General features: G+C 35.3%; 26 protein-coding genes and 2 pseudogenes. 19 read left to right on the top strand and 9 right to left on the bottom strand.

Annotation, left to right across the window (positions count from 1 at the left end; genetic code table 11):
• Positions 1–10 precede the first annotated feature (10 nt).
• Positions 11–409, bottom strand: a complete 399-nt coding sequence (locus WIW72_RS05525) for a PaaI family thioesterase (RefSeq protein WP_337702039.1) — start codon at positions 407–409, stop codon at positions 11–13.
• Positions 410–515: 106 nt separating this feature from the next.
• Between WIW72_RS05525 and WIW72_RS05530 the strand changes: the two genes are divergently transcribed.
• Both WIW72_RS05530 and WIW72_RS05535 read left to right on the top strand, forming a co-directional pair.
• Positions 516–2,315: an indolepyruvate ferredoxin oxidoreductase subunit alpha gene (locus WIW72_RS05530; RefSeq protein ID WP_337702037.1), complete on the top strand. Its 1,800-nt coding sequence runs from the start codon at positions 516–518 to the stop codon at positions 2,313–2,315.
• On the top strand, positions 2,303–2,869 hold the full coding sequence (locus WIW72_RS05535) for a 2-oxoacid:acceptor oxidoreductase family protein (protein WP_337702035.1): 567 nt from the start codon (positions 2,303–2,305) through the stop codon (positions 2,867–2,869). Before WIW72_RS05530 ends, WIW72_RS05535 begins: the two co-directional genes overlap by 13 nt.
• A gap of 213 nt (positions 2,870–3,082) precedes the next feature.
• Here WIW72_RS05535 and WIW72_RS05540 read toward each other — a convergent pair whose 3' ends face one another.
• The 3 genes and pseudogenes from WIW72_RS05540 to WIW72_RS05550 form a co-directional block, all read right to left on the bottom strand.
• Positions 3,083–3,610 (bottom strand): PaREP1 family protein, encoded by a 528-nt coding sequence (locus tag WIW72_RS05540; RefSeq protein ID WP_337702034.1) that lies wholly within the window; start codon positions 3,608–3,610, stop codon positions 3,083–3,085.
• 154 nt (positions 3,611–3,764) lie between these two features.
• A pseudogene (locus tag WIW72_RS05545) lies at positions 3,765–4,015 on the bottom strand (hypothetical protein); the annotation flags it as partial.
• Between the two features lie 255 nt (positions 4,016–4,270).
• Positions 4,271–4,402, bottom strand: coding sequence for a hypothetical protein (locus tag WIW72_RS05550; RefSeq protein WP_337702033.1), 132 nt, complete (start codon positions 4,400–4,402; stop codon positions 4,271–4,273).
• A gap of 265 nt (positions 4,403–4,667) precedes the next feature.
• Between WIW72_RS05550 and WIW72_RS05555 the strand changes: the two genes are divergently transcribed.
• From WIW72_RS05555 to WIW72_RS05565, 3 genes are read left to right on the top strand one after another with little or no spacing between them, the layout of a single operon-like run.
• The gene (locus WIW72_RS05555; protein WP_337702032.1) at positions 4,668–5,162 is read left to right on the top strand and encodes a hypothetical protein; all 495 of its coding nucleotides are present in this window, start codon (positions 4,668–4,670) and stop codon (positions 5,160–5,162) included.
• Between the two features lie 6 nt (positions 5,163–5,168).
• Positions 5,169–5,399 (top strand): hypothetical protein, encoded by a 231-nt coding sequence (locus tag WIW72_RS05560; protein WP_337702031.1) that lies wholly within the window; start codon positions 5,169–5,171, stop codon positions 5,397–5,399.
• Positions 5,400–5,415: 16 nt separating this feature from the next.
• Positions 5,416–5,715, top strand: coding sequence for a hypothetical protein (locus tag WIW72_RS05565; RefSeq protein ID WP_337702030.1), 300 nt, complete (start codon positions 5,416–5,418; stop codon positions 5,713–5,715).
• Positions 5,716–5,820: 105 nt separating this feature from the next.
• Here WIW72_RS05565 and WIW72_RS05570 read toward each other — a convergent pair whose 3' ends face one another.
• Positions 5,821–6,183 (bottom strand): DNA/RNA helicase domain-containing protein, encoded by a 363-nt coding sequence (locus tag WIW72_RS05570; RefSeq protein ID WP_337721271.1) that lies wholly within the window; start codon positions 6,181–6,183, stop codon positions 5,821–5,823.
• Between the two features lie 296 nt (positions 6,184–6,479).
• Here WIW72_RS05570 and WIW72_RS05575 point away from each other — a divergent pair, with 296 nt between their 5' ends.
• The 11 genes from WIW72_RS05575 to WIW72_RS05625 all read left to right on the top strand — a co-directional run bounded on the left by WIW72_RS05575 (position 6,480) and on the right by WIW72_RS05625 (position 21,462).
• Positions 6,480–7,064, top strand: a complete 585-nt coding sequence (locus WIW72_RS05575) for an IS607 family transposase (protein WP_337702028.1) — start codon at positions 6,480–6,482, stop codon at positions 7,062–7,064.
• Positions 7,042–8,340 carry an RNA-guided endonuclease InsQ/TnpB family protein gene (locus WIW72_RS05580; protein WP_337702026.1) on the top strand — a complete coding sequence of 433 codons (1,299 nt, stop codon included), beginning with the start codon at positions 7,042–7,044 and terminating at the stop codon, positions 8,338–8,340. Before WIW72_RS05575 ends, WIW72_RS05580 begins: the two co-directional genes overlap by 23 nt.
• A 93-nt stretch (positions 8,341–8,433) precedes the next feature.
• Positions 8,434–8,646, top strand: coding sequence for a hypothetical protein (locus WIW72_RS05585; RefSeq protein ID WP_337702024.1), 213 nt, complete (start codon positions 8,434–8,436; stop codon positions 8,644–8,646).
• A gap of 177 nt (positions 8,647–8,823) precedes the next feature.
• On the top strand, positions 8,824–8,979 hold the full coding sequence (locus tag WIW72_RS05590; RefSeq protein ID WP_337702022.1) for a hypothetical protein: 156 nt from the start codon (positions 8,824–8,826) through the stop codon (positions 8,977–8,979).
• Between the two features lie 151 nt (positions 8,980–9,130).
• Positions 9,131–11,920, top strand: coding sequence for a DUF1156 domain-containing protein (locus WIW72_RS05595; RefSeq protein ID WP_337702020.1), 2,790 nt, complete (start codon positions 9,131–9,133; stop codon positions 11,918–11,920).
• Entirely contained in the window at positions 11,917–15,198 is a 3,282-nt protein-coding gene (locus WIW72_RS05600) for a DUF499 domain-containing protein (RefSeq protein WP_337702018.1), read from the top strand. Before WIW72_RS05595 ends, WIW72_RS05600 begins: the two co-directional genes overlap by 4 nt.
• Positions 15,198–15,590, top strand: coding sequence for a hypothetical protein (locus tag WIW72_RS05605; protein ID WP_337702016.1), 393 nt, complete (start codon positions 15,198–15,200; stop codon positions 15,588–15,590). Before WIW72_RS05600 ends, WIW72_RS05605 begins: the two co-directional genes overlap by 1 nt.
• Positions 15,583–18,270 (top strand): DEAD/DEAH box helicase, encoded by a 2,688-nt coding sequence (locus tag WIW72_RS05610; protein WP_337702014.1) that lies wholly within the window; start codon positions 15,583–15,585, stop codon positions 18,268–18,270. Before WIW72_RS05605 ends, WIW72_RS05610 begins: the two co-directional genes overlap by 8 nt.
• Entirely contained in the window at positions 18,260–19,531 is a 1,272-nt protein-coding gene (locus WIW72_RS05615) for an MBL fold metallo-hydrolase RNA specificity domain-containing protein (protein WP_337702012.1), read from the top strand. Before WIW72_RS05610 ends, WIW72_RS05615 begins: the two co-directional genes overlap by 11 nt.
• Positions 19,532–19,629: 98 nt before the next feature.
• Entirely contained in the window at positions 19,630–21,177 is a 1,548-nt protein-coding gene (locus tag WIW72_RS05620; RefSeq protein ID WP_337721269.1) for a hypothetical protein, read from the top strand.
• Positions 21,178–21,222: 45 nt separating this feature from the next.
• Positions 21,223–21,462 (top strand): hypothetical protein, encoded by a 240-nt coding sequence (locus WIW72_RS05625; RefSeq protein WP_337702009.1) that lies wholly within the window; start codon positions 21,223–21,225, stop codon positions 21,460–21,462.
• Between the two features lie 144 nt (positions 21,463–21,606).
• Here the strand turns inward: WIW72_RS05625 and WIW72_RS05630 are convergent, their stop codons facing one another.
• Positions 21,607–21,876: a hypothetical protein gene (locus WIW72_RS05630; protein WP_337702007.1), complete on the bottom strand. Its 270-nt coding sequence runs from the start codon at positions 21,874–21,876 to the stop codon at positions 21,607–21,609.
• 404 nt (positions 21,877–22,280) lie between these two features.
• Positions 22,281–22,436 carry a hypothetical protein gene (locus WIW72_RS05635; RefSeq protein WP_337702005.1) on the bottom strand — a complete coding sequence of 52 codons (156 nt, stop codon included), beginning with the start codon at positions 22,434–22,436 and terminating at the stop codon, positions 22,281–22,283.
• 140 nt (positions 22,437–22,576) lie between these two features.
• Here WIW72_RS05635 and WIW72_RS05640 point away from each other — a divergent pair, with 140 nt between their 5' ends.
• The 3 genes from WIW72_RS05640 to WIW72_RS05650 all read left to right on the top strand — a co-directional run bounded on the left by WIW72_RS05640 (position 22,577) and on the right by WIW72_RS05650 (position 24,497).
• On the top strand, positions 22,577–23,539 hold the full coding sequence (locus WIW72_RS05640) for a putative CRISPR-associated protein (protein WP_337702003.1): 963 nt from the start codon (positions 22,577–22,579) through the stop codon (positions 23,537–23,539).
• A gap of 344 nt (positions 23,540–23,883) precedes the next feature.
• Positions 23,884–24,132, top strand: a complete 249-nt coding sequence (locus tag WIW72_RS05645; RefSeq protein WP_337702001.1) for an AbrB/MazE/SpoVT family DNA-binding domain-containing protein — start codon at positions 23,884–23,886, stop codon at positions 24,130–24,132.
• Positions 24,114–24,497: a type II toxin-antitoxin system VapC family toxin gene (locus WIW72_RS05650; protein ID WP_337701999.1), complete on the top strand. Its 384-nt coding sequence runs from the start codon at positions 24,114–24,116 to the stop codon at positions 24,495–24,497. Before WIW72_RS05645 ends, WIW72_RS05650 begins: the two co-directional genes overlap by 19 nt.
• Positions 24,498–24,702: 205 nt before the next feature.
• Here the strand turns inward: WIW72_RS05650 and WIW72_RS05655 are convergent, their stop codons facing one another.
• The gene (locus WIW72_RS05655) at positions 24,703–25,782 is read right to left on the bottom strand and encodes an MFS transporter (protein ID WP_337701997.1); all 1,080 of its coding nucleotides are present in this window, start codon (positions 25,780–25,782) and stop codon (positions 24,703–24,705) included.
• Positions 25,783–26,043: 261 nt separating this feature from the next.
• Positions 26,044–26,146, bottom strand: a pseudogene (locus WIW72_RS13240) (transposase); the annotation flags it as partial.

The following is a 26,146-nucleotide window of genomic DNA, read 5'->3' on the forward strand; positions in this document are numbered from 1 at the left end:
GATACCGTAATTATTCTAAGATGTGCCATACACCGTTACCTAAGGCACATAATGTTCTGTCACCGTCATAGGCCCTTACCTCAACGAAGGCGTAAGTCTTCGTCCTCCTTATTACCTCAGCCTCATATTTGAAAGGAGATTTCTTCATCTGCCTCATGAAGGTTATTGAAAATTGTAGAGTGAAGGCTTCCTTTATTCCTAAACTCCTTACAGCATAACTCCCGGTGTAATCCATAGCGGTAAATATTATGCCACCATGAAGGATACCGCCAATCCTAGTCAGTTCCTCCTTGTAGTCCATTACAGTAACTGCCCTACCCTCCTTAGCTTCCACGAACCTAATCCCCATAAAACGGAACAAGTGTTCACTCCTCTCAAGGAGTTCGTTAAATTCGTTAGCCCCACTCATATGATCCAAAATAGTAATAAGCCCTATTTTAATTTATTCAAATACTTTTTTCAAAGTTCAAATTTAAGGATAAGCGATTTATATTCTTAAATTATTAATTATAATTATGGAACGCTTACTTTTACTCGGAAACGAAAGTATAGCGAGAGGTGCGTTAGAAGCAGGGGTTGCCGTAGCCGCAGGTTACCCCGGTACACCTTCTACAGAAGTAATCGAGACGTTACTCAAAGAGAAGGATAGATACGTAGAGTGGAGCGTGAATGAGAAAGTTGCATTCGAAACGGCGTACGGTGCAGCTATTTCTGGTGCCTACTCTTTAGTCACAATGAAACACGTAGGACTGAACGTCGCCTCAGACGCATTAATTAGTTCGTCATACACCGGTGTCGAAGGTGCAATGGTTATTTTTTCAGCTGGAGACCCTTCCATGTGGTCTTCTCAAAACGAACAAGACAACAGATATTATGGCTTAATGGCTTTAATCCCAGTGTTTGAGCCCTTTGACCCACAATCAGCCCACGATTTAACGGTCAAAGCTTTTGAGTTCAGTGCAAAAGTGAAGCACCCAGTCTTACTCGTAAGTAATACCAGAGTAAACCACTCTAGGACATGGGTTAACGTAGGGGTCAAAAAAGCACCGGTATGGGGTAAGTTAAACAAAAAGCCTCAGGTCTATTCTCTCGTCCCCAGTGTCGCGAGAGCTAATAGGGAAAAGCAGCTTAAGAGGTGGGAATTGATCACGGAAGAGGTTAAGGAATTTAACGTGATTGAGGGAGACGGTAAGAAACTTATAATAACCGCTGGTGTAGGCTACGCGTACATTAAGGAGTTAGTAGAGGATAACGTCAGAATATTGAGGTTAGGAGTATCTGTACCGTTAAACAAAGAACAAATTTTAAAAGCCGTTGACGGAGTCGATGAGGTACTAGTAGTAGAAGAATTAGAGCCGATAGTAGAGACGCAGTTGAAGAACATACTTTTTGACGAAGACGTCAGATTAAAGGTACACGGTAAAGACTACGTCCCTAGGACTGGTGAACTAACCTTCGAGAAAGTAGGTAGGGCTGTAGCTAAGTTCTTAGGTTTACAGCTACTGGAATTTAAAGAACCCGAAATAAAGATACCTGATAGACCCCCCGCTTTATGTCCAGGTTGTCCCCATAGATCGTCATTTATAGACCTTAAGAGAGGGATAGTGAAAGGGGGGCTAAATGTTACCTTTTTCTCTGGAGACATAGGATGTTACTCTTTAGGAGTTCTACCCCCGTTTAACGTCCAAGATAGCCTCATAGAGATGGGGAGCAGTTTAGGGATAGCCAATGGAGTCTTCAGAGCTACTAACACAATCCCAGTAGCTGTTATTGGGGACTCCACTTTCTTTCATAACGGTCTTTCAGGACTGGCAAACGCAGTGTATAATAACTTACCAGTGCTAATAGTTGTGCTGGACAACAGAGTCACTGCAATGACTGGACAAAACCCCAGTCCTTCAAGGGAAATTGAGATCGAGGAGGTAGCTAAAGGCTTGGGAGTAGAGTTCGTGAAGGGGTTCGATCCGTTCGACCTCAAGAAGAGCATCGACGTAATAAGTGAGGCTACAAAGTGGGTCAAGGAAAAGAGAAAACCGGCGGTGATCGTAGCGAAGAGGGCTTGTGCATTAGACGTTTTAGACAAGATTAACGGGGATTTACCCATAGCTGTAGTTGATGAAAAGAAGTGTACAGGCTGTAGTATATGTTACGATTTCTTTACTTGCCCTGCAATTACAGTAGGCGATAACAAGAAAGCAGTTATAGATACATCGCTATGCATAGGTTGTGGGGCGTGTATCCCAGTCTGTCCACATAATGCGATAACCTTGAAGGGTGAAACACCAAAAGGGTGGGATGAGTTATGGTTAAGTTAAACATCGTTATAGGAGGTGTAGGAGGACAAGGAGTAATAACTATGGGAAAAATGTTAATTAGAGCTGTGAAGCCTTGCTACAGAGCTATATCTTCGGAGACTCACGGTCTAGCACAGAGAGGAGGAGGCGTAAACGTTCACGTGAGAATGGGGGACGTTTATGCCCCTCTAGTACCCCTAGGGACGGCTGACTACGTAGTAGGACTTGAGGCAATTGAAGGTCTTAGGAATATAAAATACGCCAGTAGTACCTCTGGTATATTTATAATGAATACGAAAATACAGAGACCAGCTATCCCGAAAGTGTCTTTACCTACCATTGACGATGTCATCAGACTAGTTAAGAAATACATAAAGACAGTCGTGGTAATTGACGCTGAAGACTTGGCCCTGAAAGCAGGAAACCTTAAGGCTGTAAATTCGGTATTGGTCGGGACTATGCTCTCAGTAGGTAAATTGCGGGACTTTGTAGACGAAAGTGTGCTTCTCAATTCCCTTAATGAAGTTAATAGGAAAGCAGTTTATCTCGGTATGGATAATTATAGCGTCCTATAGAGAATTCGGGAAAAAGATCAAATTAGCATCGAAACTGATCGTTTGTCCCTACACTTTCATTTCAATCATTTTATGTTCATTCATGGTCGAGTGTAGGGACTTAGCCCTCAACCACAGGTGGGTCATGGGACTCTTTCGAGCCCAACGGCACGGGGCTCACATCTCCGTGATCTCCCTTTTGGGCATTATGTCACACTCACTTTTCGGGAATGATTAATTAATCGTGTTTTTTAATAATTCCTCTAAATCCTTCTTTGCTTTTTCTAACTTTTCGTCCCAAAAATCGTCAAAATAGTATTTTAAATTAAGTAACCACTCTATGACCTCTTTCACGTCGTCTATTACCTCTTTAGAGTTCCTATAATCAACAAAGTTAGGATCGAAACCATTATAAGAGAACTTGTGTAAAGTTAAAGCAATTCTTATCACGTTCTCAGCGTCAATGCCTAAGTTTTTTAGGTCTTTTGAGATCCCTATTAAACCTGTTGTAGGTGCTGAATACCCCACGTTCTCGTGCCAATACTTTTCCTTCTCGTCTTTTAATTTGATAATCTCGTTAAGGTTCTTTACAACCAGTGCACTAACAGCGGATTTTACACCTAAAAATGCCTTTAAAGAAGCGTTTTGTAACAGACCCTTTTGTATCATCTCTAAAGCTTGTTTACCTTCAACTAAACTATCGTATAATTTAGCGTAAATATAACCTTTAGAATTATTTTTATAATCTAAATATCCTTCCACGTGTTAAGTACACACCAACGAGTAAAAAGCTTTAAGTCACTGCGGTACTTTCCACTTACGTCTTATATAAAACATTTTAGTTAGATCCTGCAATATTGATCTAATTAATATATATTCTATACAAGCTTCCGGTATAAAAACCTTTCCTTAAAAATTAAGCATAGTCCACACTACTTACGCAATGGAACCTGCTTTTCTCGCTAGCATCAAAGGGCTTATTATAATACAGTATAGCCCAAGTAATAACTGCCAACTTTCTAGCACACGCAACACTCAACTTCTTATCCCTAAGCCTACCCTTATGATCCTAAAAAAAGCTTGATGACAGGTTTAAACCTTGATGGCAGTCAAAGCTACAAGATAGAAAGCCCTCCCCAAAACAGCATCACCCCTCCTAGAAATACCTATAGGTTCGTTGAGTCAACTCAAGTAGCTCTTTAAGATTAGATTCCTTTATCGGCTCGTGTCCTAATTTCTCGATCTCACTAAGTCTCACGCTCTTTTATGTAATTAGTCGCATTATTAATAATCTCTTACATTTACCTTGGATGCTTTATTCCAAAACCACTCACTCAATTTTTAGTGTAGAAATTTTATTCAACTAAAATATCCGATAAAACTCATTGGTATAGAAATATAAACTTATTTTAATTTTTATAACTAATTGGATTCCTTATTAACGTCGTTTATATCTTCCATTTCAACGTTCTCTAATACCTCTTTTATTACCTCCTCTGAGAGGAATATTAGGGTTATTCCTTTTATTCTTCTAACTATCATATCTGAACGCATTAGCTAAAAAGTGAGAGAGATGAAATAAACTGTAGAAGATCTTGAATATTATGTAAGATCAATATTTTAGTATATAAAGTGAGTCTTCTCATTTAAAATTTGCAAGCACGCTCTCTTTGAAAGACATAAGTTATTAAACAAATCGATAATTGATTTTCTCAGCCTAGAATATTTGCTCATGGTATTACGAATCAAATAATTAAAATCTCGTTCTTTAGACGTGCCAAATGGAAGAATTTTTAACTCGCTTCAAATTTTCCACGGTATGGAATGTCCTTTTTGCGGATTTAAGTACTTGATAGACGTAAATGTAGGGCAGAGCACTAACAGACGCAATATAAACCTAGGATTTAGTTTTCTATCTTTTGGCGTTTCAACAAACTTATTAAGAGAGACTTCGCATTTACTCTCCTTCAAAGCTGAATATTGTAGTAACTGCAAAAGAATATATACGGCGTGGAAATTGAATGATTTAAATAATATAGATTTGGATATAGGTAAGTTAAATTGTAGAATTTTAAAATGTTACATCGTAATACCTATTTCATCAATTTGCCCTTTTCAGAGGTATAAAAAGGATATTGCAAAACACTTTAGCCTTAACGTTACTGATGTTCAAGATCCACTGATTATAATCATATGGTGCAGAAAAATAATGATGGAATACTTAATTAGACAGTTAAGAGAATATTATGATATGAATGCTCACATTATAAGGATAGCTGACAAGGGTTACGACAATCTGACATCAGGCAGGTGAAAGATTATGTATGATAAATTGAGCACGTCAGAAATAATTCTATTAACACTGAGAGAAAAGGGAGGAAAGGTCGATATTGACAAACTGCAAGAGAGAATTAAAGAATTCTACAACTCTAAATGCACGAGCGAAATATGCGATAAAATTGATCCTGACGATAAAAAATTGATTGCTAACTCCTTGTATTATTTAACCACCGTAGGGTTAGTGAAGTTGGAGAAAAAAAATAGACAGTGAAGAAGTATATGAAATAGTGAAGAAATATAAAGATTATTTACAAGATTATTTACTTCCAGAAGTAGTATTATACTATCCCTACCTGGGTCATAGGTTTGTTTTACCTCCTGTTCTTCCAGAGAAATTTACAAGAAGAGATATTAAAAACCTTATATTATTCTTGGAGAGATTAAAGGAAAATAAGCCGTCATTAAAAATTGAAAATGATATAGAAAAACTAAAGATGCTCATGAAAACTAGGACGCTTGTGAAATTGACGAAAGAGGGAGACGAAATAGCTTCTAAGTTAATAACAGATATAAGGTATAAGGTTTAGCAATCTTTTCTTTATGAAACATGTCTTCATGCTTCTTCCAAGAATACTGTGTATGTTAAGAATACACACAATTTAACAGCTTCTTAATTTTAATTGTACAATTAGCTAAACGTTACTAGGATTTTTTATCAACTCCTTTACAGCATTAGCAGTCTCCTTATCTTCGAAAAATACGTTATTGTCAAAAATTATAAAATCAAAATTACCCAGATTTCCTTTTACTCCTTCTAAAATCCTTTTCACGAAATCTAGGTACTGCTTTGGTTCTCTCACTGGAGAAGGTAACTCGGACTCTTTTACATTAGTCAAGTATTTCAAAAAGTTATCCCTAGTTCCTACCTCATTTCTTATGAATACTTGAGAATCATCGTAAAAGTAAACGTTAACTATACCTCTAGGAGAGTTCTTTATTTCCTCCTCGGTCATCCTCTGGGCCTCGTCAAATATTATAAGGTCAATACTGCTAATACCGAATTTCTTAGTAAACCACTCTCACTCAATCAACTTCTAGACGCTTTAAAATTTCATAAAATTTATTGATATGAAGCTCAACAATTCTGTTGTCCAGAGTATTCTCTACACAAAAGTTTACTAGATATACTATTTTCTTTTAACCGCATCTATACAAGCTTCTGTATTTATTATTAGACTATCAGTTGTTAAAGGATCTTAGTCTCTCTCAGAGACTAACTCAGTCAGAGCCGTTGTTAACAGATTCCGATAAACCGTAAAGTTTATATTATTTCATCATAAAATTTTATACAATGCTAAGACCTAAAGAAGTGTGCCAACGCCTAGGAATATCATACGCAACACTCAGAGAATATGTTAAGAAAGGGTACATAAAACCCGTGATACTAGAAACTGGGAAGTGGAGGTTCAAGGAAGAAGACGTCGAAAGACTTGTGGGGATTGTTAGAAAGAGGAAAGTGATCCTTTACGCAAGAGTATCATCAAACACACACAAAGACGACTTAATAAACCAAGTAAAATACTTGGAGGAGAACGTTAAGGACTACGACCAAGTGATAACTGACGTCGGAACTTCATTGAATATGAAGAGGAAAGGATTCCTCAAGTTGTTAAGAATGATTCTGAATAACGAAGTGTCAAAAGTTGTCATAGCCTACCCGGACAGACTAGTAAGGTTCGGCTTTGAAATAATTGAAGAAGTATGCAAAGCACACAACTGTGAGCTCGTGGTATTAAATAAGGAGGACAAAACACCAGAACAAGAGTTAATAGAAGACTTAATCTCTATACTAGTCTCCTTTAGTGGAAAGTTGTATGGAATGAGGAGCCATAAATATGAGAAGGTGAAGAAATGTGTCGAAGAACTTAAGGCTTAAATCATTCCAACCAGAGGAGGAATACGTCTACCTAACGTACTCTCTGAAGAATAATAAGAAGGAGGAGAGCAAGATATTATTAGAAAACTACAGAGTCCTTCTACAGAAGGCTTTAGACTGGTTATGGGAAAGGACTAAGACAGAGAGGAAGGAAGTAAAGAAAGGTAAGAAAGCCACTAAGATCAAAATAACCCTGCCTAAGAAAAAGGAGGTTTACAAGGTATTCAGAGACGAGCTTGAAAAGGTTAACGAGTTAGCTTCCCACTACGTGGACAAGGCAATAAGCGACGCTTACTCAATATTAAAGGGGTGGAAGAGGAGGGCTGAAAAAGGGCAAGCGTCATTAAGGAAACCTAGATTGAAGAAGGTTTACGTTAGGGTAAAGTCGACACTTAGAAAGGTTGAGGGCGAAGAAGTTAGGATTACAGTAAGACCTTATGAGTATATTACCTTCTCTTGGTCTCACACTTGGTTCTCTAGAAGGGTTGAAGGGCTTGAGTTAGGTGAGCCAGTAATAAAGGAGGATAAAGTTCACCTACCATTCCGTTATAAATTACCCTGGTTTACTCCCCTAGATTTCCTAGCAATTGATAGTAACCTGTACACATTAGACGCTTACGATGGTGATAAGTTCGTCACTTTCTCCTTGAAGGAGTTGTATAGTCTAAAATTCGGTATGGAGTTGAAGAGGGGTAGAATACAATCTTTTGCTTCTAAACACGGTAGGAAGGGGAAGGAGTTGATGGAGAAGTATTCTCATAGGGAGAGGAACCGCGTGCTTGATTATGTTCATAAGTTCGTGAACAAACTGTTGGAAATGTATCCTCTCACTATGTTTGCTGTTGAGAAGTTGAATAAACAAGAGATGTTTAGAGATGCCAACGACAAGCTGTCTAAGAGGGTTTCAAGGACTGTGTGGAGGACTATACACCGTGTGCTAAAGTACAAGGCTCCCCTTTATGGTTCTTTCGTTAAGGAGGTTAACCCTTACCACACATCTAAGTCCTGCCCCAGATGTGGATGGGTTTCCCGAAAGGTAGGCAGGACTTTTCACTGCGAGAGGTGCGGGTTCACTCTAGATAGGCAATTGAACGCATCACTCAATATTTACCTCAGGATGTGCGGGTTTCCCCACCTCTTTTTTACTCCCACTGGGAGTAGGTGGGTCGGGGTTATCCCGCTAAAGGGGCGGAGGGGTATGAGTGGGGCAATGCCCCGTGACTCTGGTGAAGCCCAACGGCTGAGGATTGATATTAAATATTATGAAATCCTATGAAGCCCAAACCCCAAAGTAGTATCTGAAGAGGTAGACGCGTTAAGAAAGGAATTTGGGTGTTATGAGTTAAAGGAGAGGAAAAGAGAGGAAAAAATGAACTTTAATATCTCCCCAGCTAGTGTTAAACTAGCTCTTAGTTTGCTTAAACAAATTGTAGAAGATAATGACGATGAAAGTTCGATAAGGAAAAAGTTCTTAGACGCTTTAGAGTCCTCATTGGGAACTACAGACGAGAGGATTTTGAAAAAGTTCATTAAATACAAAACACAGCGTTTAGGAAATAATCAACAGCCTGCTCCGAGTTAAAAATTAGGGACAAAGGACGTCTGAGTCGAATTGTTATCGAGATTTAGGACTCATAACTCTTCTTAATTGTAAAGGGTTTTTATACATAGTGTCCTTGCGTGACTTTCAGAAGGACTTTATTGCATTATCGAAAAGTGTCTACCAACACTCTCCTCTTGATAGAGTATCACACTAATTATGATCATAAAAAAGTTCGAAAACATCTACATATCATTCCCAGATGAACGAATAATGCAAGAGGTTCTAAAGCAAGCCGGAGTAAAGCCTAAGGACCTGGAAGATGTAGATATGACTAACATGTCAAAGGAAGAAAAACGTACTGATAGTGTCTAGACGCTAAGGATGTAGATAATTTCCTCAGTAGCTTTTCGTCTTGCAAAATTTTCTAGAAACGACGCGATTAGTAAATCAAGTAAATGCACTTTTTTAACTTAACAGACTCTCAACCGAAATAAAAATAAATGTGATCTAATTACTCTTTTCTATGACAAAACGTTTCATAGAAAGCGACACTTTCGCTGAGTTAATTCCTTTAATAGATAAGGAGGCAGCAAGAGAAAAAGGCCCGGGAAGACCACCTTATTGGGAGATGATTTTCTGGTGGACTAGAAAACCACTCATTTCAGCTAGAGCCTTCATAGCTGCAGCATTACTACCAGAGAATTTCCCTGTTAACGAATTTAAGAGGATGATAAGGTTATCAGATTCTTCAAAATCAGAAATTCCTCATAAATTACAACCCATAACCAATGGCAGATTTAAGGACTTTACGCTTTTAGATCCTTTTGCAGGTTTTGGTTCAATTCCGCTTGAGGCAAAGAGATTAGGAGTAGGTAAAGTAATCGCCTCAGAGCTTTTGCCCACAGCATATGTGTTTCTGAAAGCAGTATTAGAATATCCTAAATACGGAAAGAAAATTATAGACGACGTTAAAAAATACGGGGATGAACTCCTTAAGAGCTTAGAAGAAGACGTGAAAGAATTGTATGAAGACAACAGTGGCTTTGTGGGAACATGGGAAGTTAAATGCCCCCATTGCGGTAATTACACTCCTTTGGCTAAACAGTGGTGGCTAATGGCTATAAAAGGTAATGAAGGAGAAAACGAAGAAGGAGTTAAGTCTGGAAAGTTTAAGAGAATAGTTTTTATGAAGCCAGAAATTAATGGAGGTAACCTTAGAATAGAGGTTTTAGACCTAAATAAAGAGTTAGATAAACAAAGTATAGAAGCGAAAGTGAGCAAAAATAAGATTATCGTAGATGGAAAAGATTATGAAGTACCCGAGGGAAATGTTAGTGCTAAAAGTAGTAATGCCAGATGTTTGTACTGTAATAATGTCTTTCCAGGTAAAGGTGATAAGTGGTATGTTAGGGAAGCAATAAAAGAGTGGAATGAGAAATATGAAAAATACTTAAATGGAGAAATTAGTCTAGAGGAACTACGAAACGCTAAAGCAAGACCAACACTCTTAGTTAAGTTTAAAGGAGAAGGGAAAGACCTAGAGTTTGAGGAGATTAATGGAGATGACATAAAGAAGTTCTGGGAAAGTTTTGAAAAATTAAGGAATATTGATATTAACAATATACCTACAGAAAGTGTGGCTAGCTACGCATCAAGATATACAACTATAGCGTGGGGAATGGATAAATTTTACAAATTATTTGATGCAAGGCAGTTAATAATATTCTCTAAAATTATCGCTAAGCTGAATGAGCTTAGAGAAAGGATAAAGGGAGATGAGGAATATAAGGAAGCTATAATAACATATTTAACTATAGGATTTCTAAATCATATCAGACATAATTGTTTCTTTACATCAGTTCACCCTAACAGAACATTTATTGCTCATGCTTTATCATTTAGGGGGTTCTCGTTTACATGGAACTGGGTCGAGATATCTCCTTTAGCCAACATAATAGGATCTTTATCTAGGAGTTTAAATCACGTTGTAGAAGGATTAGAATACTTAATGCAGACTAATACTGACTCTAAAATTGAGATAATAAATAGCGATATCAATGAATTAACTTTAAGCGATAAAGTAGACGTTATAGTTACTGATCCGCCCTATGCAGATGATGTCCCATACCCAGAAGTTAGTGACTTCTATTACGTATGGTTAAAGAGAATAATTCCATTTTCCTATAAAACGCAATGGGAAGAATTCGTACCAAGAGATATAGGAGTTGATGAAGAAAGAAGTAAGGTATTCGGAGATGATATAGGCTCCTACGAGTATTTCAGAGATAAATTAGCTCAAGCGTTTAGTAAACTCGCTGAAATTTTAAAAGATAATGGTTTATTAATTACTTTCTATAACCATACATCTCCAGATGCATGGATATCTTTACTTTATGCGGGCTGGTATGTTTCAAAGTTTAGGATAACTACAACTCATGCAATAACGACTGAAGATGAGACAAGAATAAAGGCACAGAACACTACAATCTCATTAGATAAGTCGATGGCTATAGTGTGGAGGAAGAAAGCTGAAGGACAAAAGCTAGTTCAAGAAGCCAGAAAAGAGGCTATTTTATCTGTCTCAGATTGGATATCAACGATGTTAAGCAAGGGAAAAATCAAGCTTTCCTTAGATACTTATATAGAGATTTTAGGTATGGTTTTAAGTATATTCACAAAATATGAGAAAATTGTAGGATTAAAGGGAGAAGGAATTAATGCTGTTAGTGACTTAGTTACTAACTACATCTTTTCCATTACTACGCAATCAATCATAGAGGGTTTATCTAAAGGGGTTGGTACTAGTATATCTAATCCGTATGTTTCCTATTATATTTTAGTAAAGCTATTACTACCTACACCTAAAAAAGGAGTAAGAAAACTGGATAAGAATTCTTTAACATTCTTAAATGTTACCGGGAACATAAACATAAAGGAATTACAGGATAATGGAATTGTAGCAATAGATAAAGATTCAATAACTATAATAGAGCCAGATCAGTCAGCAAAGGGCGAACTTGACGTTATCTCAGCGTTAGAGCAACTTCCTGACGTTAGGAAGGCCCTTCAAGGAAATTATAACTTTTCTAATCCGGTTCAGGTCTTTCATTACCTAGAATATATAGCTCTTAAAAATAGTGATAGGCTGAATGAAGAGATAGAAAAATTAAGAGAAAGGACTCGTTTTGTAGATGAAGCTCTGGCAATTGCTAAGATTTTCTCTAGAGTTCTAGACGATAATGATGTGGAAAAAGAACCATCAAAGCGTATAGCCGGGGAAGATAAAACTGGTATATTGAGGTGGGCTCAATGACCTTGTTAATCTACGAAAACAAGGTTAGGGAAGATGTATTTAATAAAAGCCTAGATGACCAAATAGCTCCAGAACTTAGTGATGTAATAGTAAAGAAAGCACCTATAATTTATCTAGATCCTAGAGAGTTTTTATCTTCAACTTATATTACGGATTCAATGAAGAGTTTAATTACTGAGATAACTAATGCACTAAACCAAGGTAAAGGATTAACTCTTGGATTGTTTTCATTGTTTGGCGGTGGTAAAACTCATACCGTTCTATTGCTTTATCATACTTTTACTAATCCTTCTATAGCCAAGGATTTTGGGTTAGAAGTCCCTGATAATGTTAAAGTAATAGGAATTGGCGGTAAAGACAGTAGGACTGCTCCTTCTCCTATCGATATTTTGAAAGAAGATGGAATAGAAATAAAGACTTTATGGGGATATATTGCTAAAAAACTAGGTAAATACGATATAATTAAGAAATATGATGAGGATCAAATTTCCCCTCCTAAAGATGTACTAGAGAAATTATTTGAAGGAGAAAAAGTACTTATCCTAGTTGATGAGATAGTATTTTATTTATCCAGAGTTAAAGGATTAAAGAGTGGAAATAATTTCTACGAACAATGTTTGACATTCTTTGAAAACTTATCTTCTTTGGGAGTCAATTTGCCAGTAGTAGTTATAGTTACTATTCCTGCTATATTATCTGAGAGAAGTAAAGACAGTATCCTAGGTTATATAGAAAAAGGGTATGAGGAAGTTACTGAAGCTTTGGCTAGAAGAGTTATGAGGGCAGGGAAGCCATATAGGGCACCTATTGAATCTTCCTTAGATTTAGCTAATGTGCTAATTAAGAGAATATTTAAACAAGTTAATGAGGACGTTAAGAGGAAGGTAATAGAAGATTATCAGAAATACTCTGATAAGTTTAAGGAGTATCTAGACGTTAATGTATCAAGTGACTTAGTGAATACTTATCCTTTCCATCCACTTTACGTTAATCTACTTAAGAAGCTTTTAGAAGGTAATCCTCACTTAGAAGGTACTCGTGAGGCTATAAAAATTACTAGATACGTAATAAGAAACCTTTGGGAAAATAAGCCCACAAGGAGTCTAATTTTACCGTCTGATATTAGTATTAAAGATCAACAAATTCGTCTCCTACTATTAAAGGATTATAAGAGCTATGACGTTGTAGCTGAGACTATTATTCAGAGATCAAAGGGAATAGATACTAAGTTCCTTTTGGCCAATTATATTTTCATATCTACATATTATCGTCAATTAGGTTTGGATCCAGGGCAATTAATTTCAGCACTACCGGACTATAAGGAAATTGTCACTTCATTACTGGATCCAGAATATCTAAGTTCTTCTGGTAAAAATCCAGCAGATATTAAGGAAATTTTGGATAGTATTTCAAGCAACTCTAAGAATGTGGATATGATTATTCCTTATTTGATTTCGGATAAAGGCAGATATTGGGTTACGTGGTTCTTGGATCCTAAGACGATCTGCGAGAAGGAAGCGAGTAAAGTGCCGTCATTTGATGCCAAGAAAAAATTGGATGAAATGATAATTAATCTGGCCGAGATTCCTATAGATACAATACAAAAGAAAGGAAGAAAGCCTATCGGAGGTACGTTATTAAAGCTCTATAGAACTGTTATTAGAAATTTAGATGAACCAGTGGAAGTTGACGAGCCTTCTTATTACCTTGTGATACTTGGAAGGCCTATTTGTAAGGGTTGTACCGACGCATTGGCTAAAGCCAGGGAAATAGCTAGAAAATTTATATATTATGCCTCATCTGGCAGATCCGAAAAGCCTAGAAGATATTCTAATACGATAACGTTACTCTTCTCACTAACTGGAAATAATGAGGATAAAATAGAGGAGTATGTAAGAAAATATATATCTTGTTCTAACATGGACGTTACCCCTTATTACAGAGATCAAGTTAGTAAGGATTATGCTCAAAAGATACTTAACGATTATGTTAATGGCCTAGAGAACGCAATATATAATCAAATATTTCAATATTTTGATAAAATAGCTTATCCCTATGGTAATAACGAAGTAAATATAGTTGATTTAAAGGGTAGCAGCAAAACGTTATTGCAACAGGTAGAGGATACATTAACTGAAGAGATGAAAATAGTGCGTGAAGATAATTTTGATTTCGAGACTCTAAAGATGTTATTACAAAATATTCACGTTGATATAACTAATAAGTTAACCTCGGTTAAAGATTTAAAGGAAATGTTTTACACTAATCCATCATTGCCATTTATCACTGAATCGACTCTCTTTAATGCTATAAAGAATGGCGTAGATAAGCTTGAGATAGGTATTCTAAATGGGAGTAAGGTTTATTATAAGAAGTATGAAGGTTCTGGGGAAGTAATGATTAACGAATCTTCAATAATATATCCGGCAGGAACTGCAGCAGAAAAGGAAATAGAAGAATTGCTATCTCAGGAGAAAATGGAAGAGGTCGAGGACGGCATCATAAAGAGGTATTATGTTTTAGAGATGCCCGATGGTAATAAAATTCCTTTAAGTGACCTTAAGAATGATCAAGGTTGGTTAGATAAATTTAAAATAGGAGAAATTAAGTTAATTGTGGATAAAATTGAAAGTGGCGTAGAAATTTCTGCTGAGCCTAACGCAGTTGAGGGAATGTTAGGCGAAACTAAAGAGGTTAAGATATTTGTAAAGAGAGTAGGTAAGTTTAATTCTAGAGTTTCTCTTTCGTCGAATCTAGGGGAACTTGACATAAAAGAAGGAGTGCCAGATTTTCAATCAACACTAAAGCTTACAATTAATCAAGATTCCATTGCAGTTATAACTGTTAAATACGATAGTAAAGAAAAGGTACTTAATATACCTGTAAGAGTTGTACAAAATGAATGTGAAAAGTATGTTAATGAGGTTTCTAAGAATTCTATAGTTACTAAAATTGATATAATAAACACTGTTGATTTAAGGAATACGTTAAGTAAATTGAACTCTTCTATAATAGGGAAAAAATTATTGGAAGGAGAAGTAATCATAGAGGATTCTAATAAGAAGATAAACTTGATAATTAGGCCTACCGGCTCTCTAATTAATGACTTTATTGCTTTCCTATCGCCTCAATTAAGTTTAGCCGGCTTAGGAGCAAAGGTTACTGGATCTTTAAAGGTAAGGATTGAGGAATTTAAAGGAATAAGTGATGATGGATTAAAGAACGTAAATGATTTACTATCCAAGCAAATTATAAAAATAAAGACGAAGGTGTGCTAATGGAGTTCCTCATAAGGGAAGGAAGTTCTAACTCTTATTATTACATACTTAGGGACAATTCTAGTTCAAAGGTGTTTAAGGCATCAGTTACTTTGAGTGAAATTAACGATATTATCCTTAAGAAAGTTAATATAGAATATAAGAGATCTAAAAAGGCCTTAAGGACAGAAAACGAGAGGTTATTTAAAATCTTAGTAATATACGGGGGAATACGGCAATCTATGAGGAAAATTTTTGCTTCGAGAATCAATGAACTTGGTAATGTTTTAATCAACATGGACGAGTTTAGTTTGCAATTTTGGTATACTGAATTTTTAACTAGATTTTCCCAAAGGAATAATATAGTAGATACGTATAAAGTCGGTAAAGCTTTCCGTGACCTTTATGAGTGAATTTGTGTTCTATTATTTAAATAAATTGAAAGAAATTCATCCAATGTTCAGATATCCGTTATTAACTGGCGGAGATTACGAACCTTACGTTCATCAATCAGAGATATTCTATAGAGTTTTATCAAGGCATCCTGTAAGGTTTTTGATTGCAGATGATGTAGGATTAGGAAAAACAATTGAAGGTATAATGATAATAGATCAATTAATTAAGCTTAGAGGAGTTAAAAGAATATTATTAATTGTTCCAAGAGTTTTAGTTAACCAATGGATATACGAATTGAGGAGATTTACAAAAGAATGGAATATTTCAGTTTTTGAATATAATCCAGCTTTACCTTTAAACGGGAATGGAATTTACGTTGTAAGCGTTGATACTTTAAAAAGGAAAAATCATAAAGAGAGATTTCTTTCATTACCTTGGGATTTAATTGTTGTAGATGAAATACATAAGATTGGTATAATAGGAAATAAGGAAAATCAGAGATATGAAGCATTATCATCATTAGTTAGTAGGAATCCTAATATTCACTTTATAGGTCTATCTGCAACTCCGCATAAAGGTAATGATAATGACTACATAAAGAGGCTTATGTTAATCGATCCTTACCTTAGGGATGTAAATGACCAAATATTGAGAAGCACGGTAAGGGCCATTATACTGAAGAGAAATAAGGATAACGTTAATAAGGTTTATGAAAGGGAAGATATATTTCCTAGAGCTTATTTTATACAGTATTTAGCAGAGCCTACGGAAGATGAGAAGAAGTACTATACTTTAATTAGGGAATTATCGTTATCCATACTAAAGGAGTATTATAATACCGTAGGTAAGCAGCCTAAAGCGTTACAACTTTTGGCTTTTAATATTGGTAGGCGTTCTTTATCAAGTCCGTGGGCAGGATTAAAGACCTTTGAACATATAATTGAAAATAGGAGGTCTACAGTAAATGAGGAAGAAGTTGTAGATGAGGCTGAAGAATACGCAGAGGAAGAAGATACTGAGGAATCGGTAGAGCCTGATGATATAGCTAATAAATTAGCGGAAATTAATGAACCGTTTTTACAAAGGTTTAAGGGCTTTATTCCTAGTTTAATAGAATCAGCAAAAAGAGTAATGGAAAACGATACAAGGATAAAGTCGTTAATAAACTTAGTAAAAATTCATTTAGACAGAGGGGATAAAATAATAGTTTTCACAGAATACAAGGATACTGCAAATTATATAGAAAGTAAGCTAAAAGAAAGCCTCAATTTGAGTGATAATGAAATCAAGATAGCTTCAAGCGAAACAGTAAGTAAGGAGGGGATAGATAGTATTAAGAGATGGTTAGAAGGTAAAGGCAGGAAAATCTTGGTTGCAACTGATGTTGCTTCAGAGGGATTAAACTTACAGAGTGCTAACGTATTAATACACTATGAAATTCCACTGAGTATAGTAAAATTTGAGCAAAGAAACGGGAGAGTTTGGAGACTGAAACAATTAAAACCAGTATATATTTATTACATTTCATTAAAAATAGACCTTGAACAAGCTTTACTGGAGAACTATTATAATAAATTATTATCAATAACTAAGGGAACCGGGTCTAATGATAAGGTAGTTGATGCCTTAATATATCAAGGTGCTACTGTTAACAAGGTTTTTGATTTAAGCGAGGATAAAGAAAATATACCAATCTATATGACCTATAACGATCCTAAAAATGAAAAAGAGCAAGTAACTCCAATAAAGGTTTGGGAAGCAGCTTTACAAGGTAATCTAGATAATTTAGTAGAAACTCTCCTAAAGAGGATAAAAATATTGAAAGATACCATGAAGAGGTTCGCGTTATTTGAGAAAATGCAAGGTGCTATATTAAATGAAATAAACGTTGTCAGATTAATTTCCGGCTTCGAGAACAGAAGGGAATTAAAAGAATCTATTAAGTTGTTTTTAGGAGAATTTGCAAAACATGAAGGTGGAACGTTTAATGGTAATCTAATAAATATACCGAGTAAACAATTTATTGAAAATTATGATGAGAATAGAATAGGAAAGGATATTTATTTGCTTTATTCGCTAATTAGCAGGTATGCAAAAGATGGTAATAAAAGGTTTGTAGTTTCTAATAGCCTAGATTATAACGTATACCTTATAGAGACAGAAATAGAGAGCAAGGATAGGAATATTTTAATAAAGATTCCTTTGATTTTGAATTCAAAAGGAGATATAATCCAAGAAAAAGACTTTATTAAATCAATTATTCCCCAATTATTCTCTGGAAATATAATATATGCTGCGGAAGTTAATTTGAGCGATGACTCTTGGAAATATAAGGGAATTAATTATGTTCAAGAAAAATTATATTCTTTAGAACAGCAATTTGTTTCGTATAGGAAAAGTAGGGGTAAAGATAATTGGATTCCAAATAATAGGGAAGATTTCAAAGTAAACATAGAATTAATAGGTGCTATTATCGGTGTAAAAGGTCATAACGAAGAAGTCAGAAACAATGTAGTAAGTGTTTTACAAAAGCAAGGTTGGAAAATAACCTTAGGAGATAAGATAAGGATTGAAAAACCCGGTGAAGTGAGATATATAAATGTTGTAAAACCTTTAGAGATCTTTAACTCTAAAGATTCTAGCTGGGTATATACTTACGTTAATAACGCATTAATAGGTGTAAAAAATGGAGTTTAAGTTTAATAATACTAAAATTGAGATTAAGCAAGGATTTAATGAAATAGGTGGCAATTTTGTTGTGATCGAGAATAAAGAAAATAAAGTAGTTTTTGATCAAGGAATAAGGTTTTCTAGGTTTAAAAAATTCTACAATGTCAATATTCAACCTTCTAGTGCTTCAGAATTGAGAAGGTTTGGAATTATACCTCCGTCTAACGAGTATGATAAAATTTTCATTTCTCACCTACATTTAGATCATTTAGGTGTTCTTCACTTATTAAATGTAGGAACCTCACTTTTCGTTCCAGATAAGGACATATTTGAGAAATTTATTGAGCCTTATAAGGAATCAAATACTTGGACTGCATATATATCTCCGCCTATTGGGGTCAATGTATTTGATATTAAAGATAACAATGAAAATGTCACGCCTCTTTCTGTAGAACATAGTGCTTATCCTGCTTACTCATTATACTATAATAATGGAGACGTTAAAATATTGTATTCTAGCGATCTAAGGCTATCTTCTCCTTTGCGAATATTAGATCCTCAACTTCACAGTAGAATTCATGATAAAACAATTTTAGAGGAGTATGAAGAGAAAGGGTTAGACACCGATGTACTTATAATAGAAGGAACTAATTTTTCTTCCGCATCTTCTCCAATTCAGCCTCACTATTTCCTAGAACAAATGAATAATATCTTTGATAGTCACGAGAACTCTTTAATTATGATATCAGCTGATCCCGTCGATCTAGAAGATTTAGCAACTTTATTACTTATAGTTAAAAATAGAAATAAAACACCTGTATTTTTAGGAAGTAAACTAGTGAAAATGTCTAGTCTTTGGAATTCAAGGTTTCAAATTATAGATAAGGCCTACCAGTTTGAAGAAGGAAATAGTATTGAGTTTGAAATCTTGGATGAAGAAGAAATAAAAAGATCTCCCCAAGATTATGTGATATTTACAGCAAAGAGCAATTTAATAAATTTAGGAAGAGAACTAAGCGATATCAGTAAAGGTTCAGTAATAATATCGTTATCTACTGAAACTAAGTCAGAGACAGGTGAAGATGAGAGCGTAGAGGATAATTGGTATAGGACACTAGGATTTATTATTTATAGGTTGAGAATTTCTGGACATTATTACCCTTATGAGCTTAAGCAAATACTTAATACAATTAAACCTAAGAAAGTAATTCCAATACATACAGAAGCTACTTCTGTAATGTGTGAATACGTCAAAAAACTCGGGTATACGTGCGCAAGTCCATTATAAATAGGCCGTTATTGTGGTAATACTGATTAAATAATTACTGGCGTTATACTCCCAGTTTCTAATATAACACTTAATCTTTCATGGAAGAAAAGAAAGAAGTGAAACTTGCAAAATCAATTATACCTTATTGGAGAGGACAATCAGTATCTCCGCGAATAATTAGAATTATAAAGAGTAATAAAACAAATAATGGAAAGGATGCCATAGCGTTTGCCGAGGATATTGTTAAGGAGATCGGCTTTAACAAATTAATAATAGGGAAATGGAATATTAGATGTCCTTATTGTGGATATAGATTCGAGGTCCAAGATAATAAAGTAATAAGATGTCCTAACTGTAATAATGTTATAAAGAAGGTAAACTTTGAAAATTGGAACTATCTCATAGAAAAGTATGTAAATTTTGAGATAAGTTCTAAAGAATTAAATGAATCCGCGGTAATACCTTCTGATACAAACTTTGAACTATTAAAGAACGTAGATAACGCTTTCCTCGCAAAAACTTACTTTAGAGTTGGTATTTATGGCTTCAATAGAATCTTTAAATTCTTTTCACCTATTCAAATTCACGTAATATCTACACTAATTTCTAAAATAAGAGAGACTGAAGATAGTATAAGACCAATACTATCCTTAGCTCTCTTAGATTACTTATCTTATAATTCTATGTTCGCTAGACTTAATGGAAATAATATAAAAAGCATGTTTTATGCATTACAGCCTAAAATAAGTTGGAAGTGGGTTATTTTACCTTCAGCTTACTTTATTAAGTCTATTTATGCAGTGCTTAAACAAAACAAAGAAATATACGTTCCTTCACTTAATTACGATTTACAAGAGGAAATTTACAATTTTTACGTACAGTTTCTTAAATCTACTTTAAGTAATTTATTGGATGGAATCTTAACTCCTCATCTTTACTTTGAGTATTTCTTTGATTGTTTAGATGCAGAATGCAAATCCTTTGTTGAAAAAAGTAGACAAAAAATATCTTTAGACGATTTACTGGAAGGAAAGTCAATATTCTTGTTAAAAATAATAAGGGAAGATGATATAATATCGTTATTACGCTCTGGATATAGGATTATTTCAGTAAAGTATAAAAATGAAGGATTTAGAATACATATAGATAAGAATAGAGAAGAAACTGTAACAACAATAGCAGAAATTCATGCTAAACTAAAAGATAAGAAAATTGAAGGAGAGGACGTGGAAGCTTTAGCAAACGCATTTGAGGTAGTATTGAGAGAATTTACAAATTATAAGAACATAGTAGGAATGAAAGGATTAGACGACGTATTTAATGAAGTAATTAATGTCCTATGTAATTCAATAAATTGTAACATCTCAGATAGGATGGCCAAATATTACATAATAGGCAAATATTATGGCAGAAGCAAAAAATTCTTTAGAACGTTATATATGATTACTAGGGGGACTAAAATAAAATTTAATGAGAATAATAATACATTATTAGGCCTTTTAGCTAAAGTAAGAAGAGATCCTACAGTTATAAGGAAAATTCCAGCTAATAAAGCCTACGAATTAATACAAATCTTAAGAATTTTATCAAATAAAGATACTAACGATGCTTATAAGGAGATATTAAGCAAAGTAAAAGAAGAAATAGAGTTCAATAGCAGTTAAGAATATCTCAAAGATTTAATTACTTCTCTTCTTTTCATTACTCATATGTACATAATAATTAATGGAAAGATAGATAATTTCCTCTTTTCATTAGAGGATTATCTCAATATGAAAAGTAAGTTGATAAGAAATTTTGAGGAGGGCGTTTTTATCTGGGGTGTTAGTAGGCTTTACTCTACGGAAAAGGCTGGAACTAAGATTTTACTCTATTTAAGTAGAGACGAAGAAAGAGAATTTGAAGGCTGTATAGTATTGGCAGGAGAAATGAGAGACTGGAGAACTTAAGGAAAAATATTGGCCTGAAGGAGAATGGCCATACTACATGATTCTTAAAGTTTCTGCAATTCCTAGGTCAATAATACCGAGTAAAAATCCCAAGGATTGGAAGTGCGTAAGTAGAGAAGAACTTAAGAAAAAACCACATTAGACCTACACCTGGAATTCAGAAAATAAGAATGAAAGCTCCCTATATTGAACTTCATCAAAGAAAGGAGGGTCTGTAAAGAGAATTAAATCCTTATCATATCTAAAGCTGAGGGAATTCTTTATCAGTAACTTAACGTCCTCATCAAGTTTGTATCCTTTATTCCTCCTAAAGTATGAATAGAAACTCTTTATCTCAGAACAGAAAGCCTCTAATGCATCAACTTCCTTATGCCTTTCTCGAATCCAATAAGATGGTACTCCCCAACTTCCCACATTTTCCCTCTTGATTTTCGACGCTTTGAAAAGAGAGGAACAGAATGCTCATGGGTAAAAAATATGGTGCTTTTCAGTTTTGGATAGTGACTCTAGCTTACTTCTTTTCCTTAACCACCAATTATCATTCCCGCCGGGGAATACAGTCTTGATTTGTTGTACAAGCTTGGGATGATAACAAAAACCATGGAGTTGAGTGTTTTCTGGGTAGCTCACCTTGTATAACTTAGCATATAATATCGTCACGAAACGTAAATACAGCCAATAATAAGTAGTTATCAGAAAAATTAGGATTTCTAGAATTCAGCACCTTCTCGTAAAATTTCCTTTCATTTTTCCTTAATACATCAATGAGTTTCAGTAATGCGTTGGTTGTTATTTCTGCCTATTCTCCTATTGTTGGATCATTTTCGAGAGGAGTACAGTTCAAAGTCTTCCTTTATCCTTTCAGCCTCTTCTGAAAGTACTTTTAACCTATCTACGTCTTCAGGGTTTATCACTATTGTTAGTATACCGTATCGCCATTTTGTTATAAATTCGTTAACAATAATGATCTCCATATCGAGAAGGTTCTAAGATAAAGGTATCCTATACTATATTCTAAAGGGGATATTACAATTCGCAAAGGAGCCTGAATTGCCCGTCGCGATTTTTCCGTTAAACGTTAATCTATATAAAGTGGGTGGGCTTATATACTCTTATGAAAGTTCATGTCTCAGCCGTCGGTACTTCTCTACTTAAGAACTCGTTAGAGAACAACGAAGTGAGAAAAGAAGTGGAGGGGTTAAGCCTTAAGGACTGGGATAGGTTGAAATTTAATGACGATAGGCAAAATGTGATAAAGGAGAACTTTGACTATATGAAAAAATTACTACTAAACTTTATAAAGAGTAAGGGTGAAAGCTCTTCAGCTGAACTGGACTCATTGTTTTCAGCAATGAGGAAGTTCAAACACAAGGAAGAAGAGGTCTACGTTTTCCTTTACACTACTAATACTAGTAATTCTATACTAGCCGGTGAGTCAATAAGGGATTATTTGAAAGAGAAGGGGATTAGGAGTGAGCTCGTCACTGTCAAGAGCATATCCTCTGAGGAAACTTTTTATGAGGGGATTGAGGACTTGTTCGACAAGGTAGTTTATAAAATCCTTAAGTTTAAGGAAGAAGGTAATGAGGTTTATATTAACGCTACCCCTGGTTTAAAGCCCGAAATTACTTTCATATCATTAGCCGGGCTTTTGGCCGGTGCAGATGTGATCTACTACAAATACCAAGAGTTTAATGAAGTCGTATTACTCCCCTCACTCCCTATAACGATAAGTCCAGAATACCTTGAGTGGCTTATTAGATTTGCTAACCAAGGTTATACTCTTTCCGAAAGGAGGGCCAGTGAATTAGGAATACCTATAACGGTTCTTGAATCGAAGGGCTTGGTTGAGAAGAAAGGTGAGGACGCTTATAGGTTAAAGGACTGGGTTAGGAAGATGTTAGGAATATACTTGCCGGCAAGTGTTGGAAATAAGTATAAGGTTATAGTTGAGGGTGAAGGTGAGAAAACCTTTGATAGCGAGGGTGAGGCTTATGAATATATGAAAGCTAAGGCGAAGGAGGGAAAGAAAGTAAGAGCTGAGGTTCCTGAAAGGGTGTATTTCCTAGGAGTTTGAGGTTGAAGGAAGTTTTCTCTTATCCCAAGTTTTCCCTAACATCCTTGGATAGAATAATCATATCTTTCTTTCTCAACTTATTTGATAAACCGTATAATATAAGTTGAACGTTTCAATCTAGCTCTCCTTTTTTAAAAGGTGAGGTTTTCGTCTCTTAAACAAGGCAGACAGGCTTATCTTATTAATATTCCTTGATTTTTAAAAATCATTAATATAACTTTTGCACTACTTTACGTTAAGTCAAAGTGTTCTTCTTGTTTATCTGAATAAATATTAAACTAACAACTCGCTCACTACCTACTAACTACATTGGCTTTTTATATGTGGGAATAATAGTGGAATTTATGAAAAAAGAATATTTACTTAGCGTTGACGAGAAAGGGAGAATAGTAATCCCCAAGGAAGTAAGGGAAGAGTTAAATATCACCAGTAAAGTAAAACTCATTGTTGAAGACGGTAAAATAGAACTCTTACCTTATATAAAAAAGAATTATAAGGGATTATTTAAAGCTAGTCTAAAGTCAGAGGATGTAGACGAAATATTAAAAGAGGCTTTAGAAGAGAGGAGTAAAAAGTGGTTAAAAGATATCTAGACGTAAACGTGTTCGTATACTACCTAATCGATGACCCAGAATTCGGTAATAGGGCAGAATACTGGATAGAACATACTAATGAGATCTACACTTCAGAAATCACGTTCTTTCAGCTTATCGTAGTCCTCAAGTATTTAACAAAAGAAGATGAAAAGGAAATTATGAGAAAAATATCTGAAGTATTTGAGGGTCTAAACGTTAAGTTCGTACACCTAGAACCTTACGAACTAAAAGAGGTATACGAAACCATTAAAAGGAACAATCTGGACTTTGAAGACGCAATACATTACTACTGTTCACGTAAGATTAACGCTGAAATGATAAGTAATGATTCGGATTTAAAAAAGCTTGGAGCGAAATTTTAACCCTAGGTCACCCACAATTTATTTTAGCGAAATACGCAGATCATTTATATGGGGAATGATTAACATCCGGAAATGATAGCAAAGAGTCAATTTCATAAATTTCTCATGCTTGGTTTTAGTTCTTTAGTACTTCATTATTTAAAATAAAGGGAGAGGATCGTATTGTTGTTAACGTCTCTTCATAAAATCTTTAAGGTTCATACTTTCATCTCTTCACATTCCTAAAAAAGTTGTAAAAGACGACTGTTGAAGTGAGGTATAATGCACCGGTTATCAGAAAGGGCAGGACCAAGTTCCCCTCGTTAAATAAATAACCTCCTATGGAAGGTGCAAAAGCCCTCGGGAGAGAATCAATTAACTGGATAAGACTACTTGCCCTACTTCTCTCATCCCTAGGTATTAGGCTCATTACTAAAGCGTTAAAGACCGGTGAAGCCATATTCATCAAGGCATTTCTCAGAACATATACTACCGAAGCCTCAAAAAACGTCGGTGATAAGGGGAGGACGAACAGCAGGAGTATTGCAAGGACGTGAGTGTAAACTATTGTCTTAACCATCCCCAACTTGTCGGATAGCCTTGAGGAGTAAATTACGGCAAGGGCTAAAGTCAGCTCAGAAGCCATGAACACCGGTGATATATTTGATGCAGTTACGTGAAACCTGAGCCTAAACCATAAAGACATTAGAGGCAAAATTAACCCTGCACCAAACCCTATTAACGCCTCTGGCAAAAACTTACCTATCGTGGGAAGTGAGGATAACTTGATTTTTCCTCCTCCCTTATAATCCTCTCTTACCGTGAGTAAAAGCGAGAAGGAAGTTATTGAGACCGCAAACTCCAAGAGAAATATCTCACCGTAATTTAAGTACAAGGGAAGAGAAGATCCTATAACGCTGAAAATGATATTTAAAGACGTTTGATAGCTGTAGACCCTTTCGAGGTTTTTAGCCTTATCTGCAAGGATCGCACTGATTAGAGCCCCACTACCCCATCCTACCATAAAGATATATGCGTAAACGAACTTCAGGTAAAAGAGTAGAATGAAGACCGCTGATAAACCCCTACTCAATAAAGCGAATTTCTTTCTTCCATACAAGTCCCCTAATATCGAGAATATAAAACCCTCTATTGATGAAACTAAAATTGACAAGGTAAACAAAGCCCCAATGAACAAAGGCGAGTAATGAAGTGAGAGTAAGTATAACGAGACTACAATAGTGTTAGCTCCCCAAATTACACCGCTCATTGAAGTAGAGAGGATTAGCCTATAAACATCATCCATAGTTCCGATTACCAACTAACTCTTAAAAATCGTTCGATCGAGTGGTTCAGCATGAAGTTTTAAACCTAACCTAGAGAAAACAGTGATCACCGTAAGAGCTTTCTTTCGTTCTGAGGGAATTGATGACCAACCCCACACCCTTGAGTCACACCTGGGATAGCCCCTATAATCGATAACACATTTCTCGTATTTCTTAGCCTCCTTAACAGCTCCTTCACTACTAAAAGAGCTAATATATTTACATACAGCAGTTATGGGACTTTAACGTAACTTAAAGATTTTCATCAGCCCCGGCGGTCCACCTAAATAACGTTCAACAAACCTGAGGAACGCCTCCACGCTCCTCAGGTTAAGAGCCCCCACC

This window comes from Stygiolobus sp. CP859M (genome assembly GCF_037389975.1).
Taxonomy (GTDB): Archaea; Thermoproteota; Thermoprotei_A; order Sulfolobales; family Sulfolobaceae; genus Stygiolobus.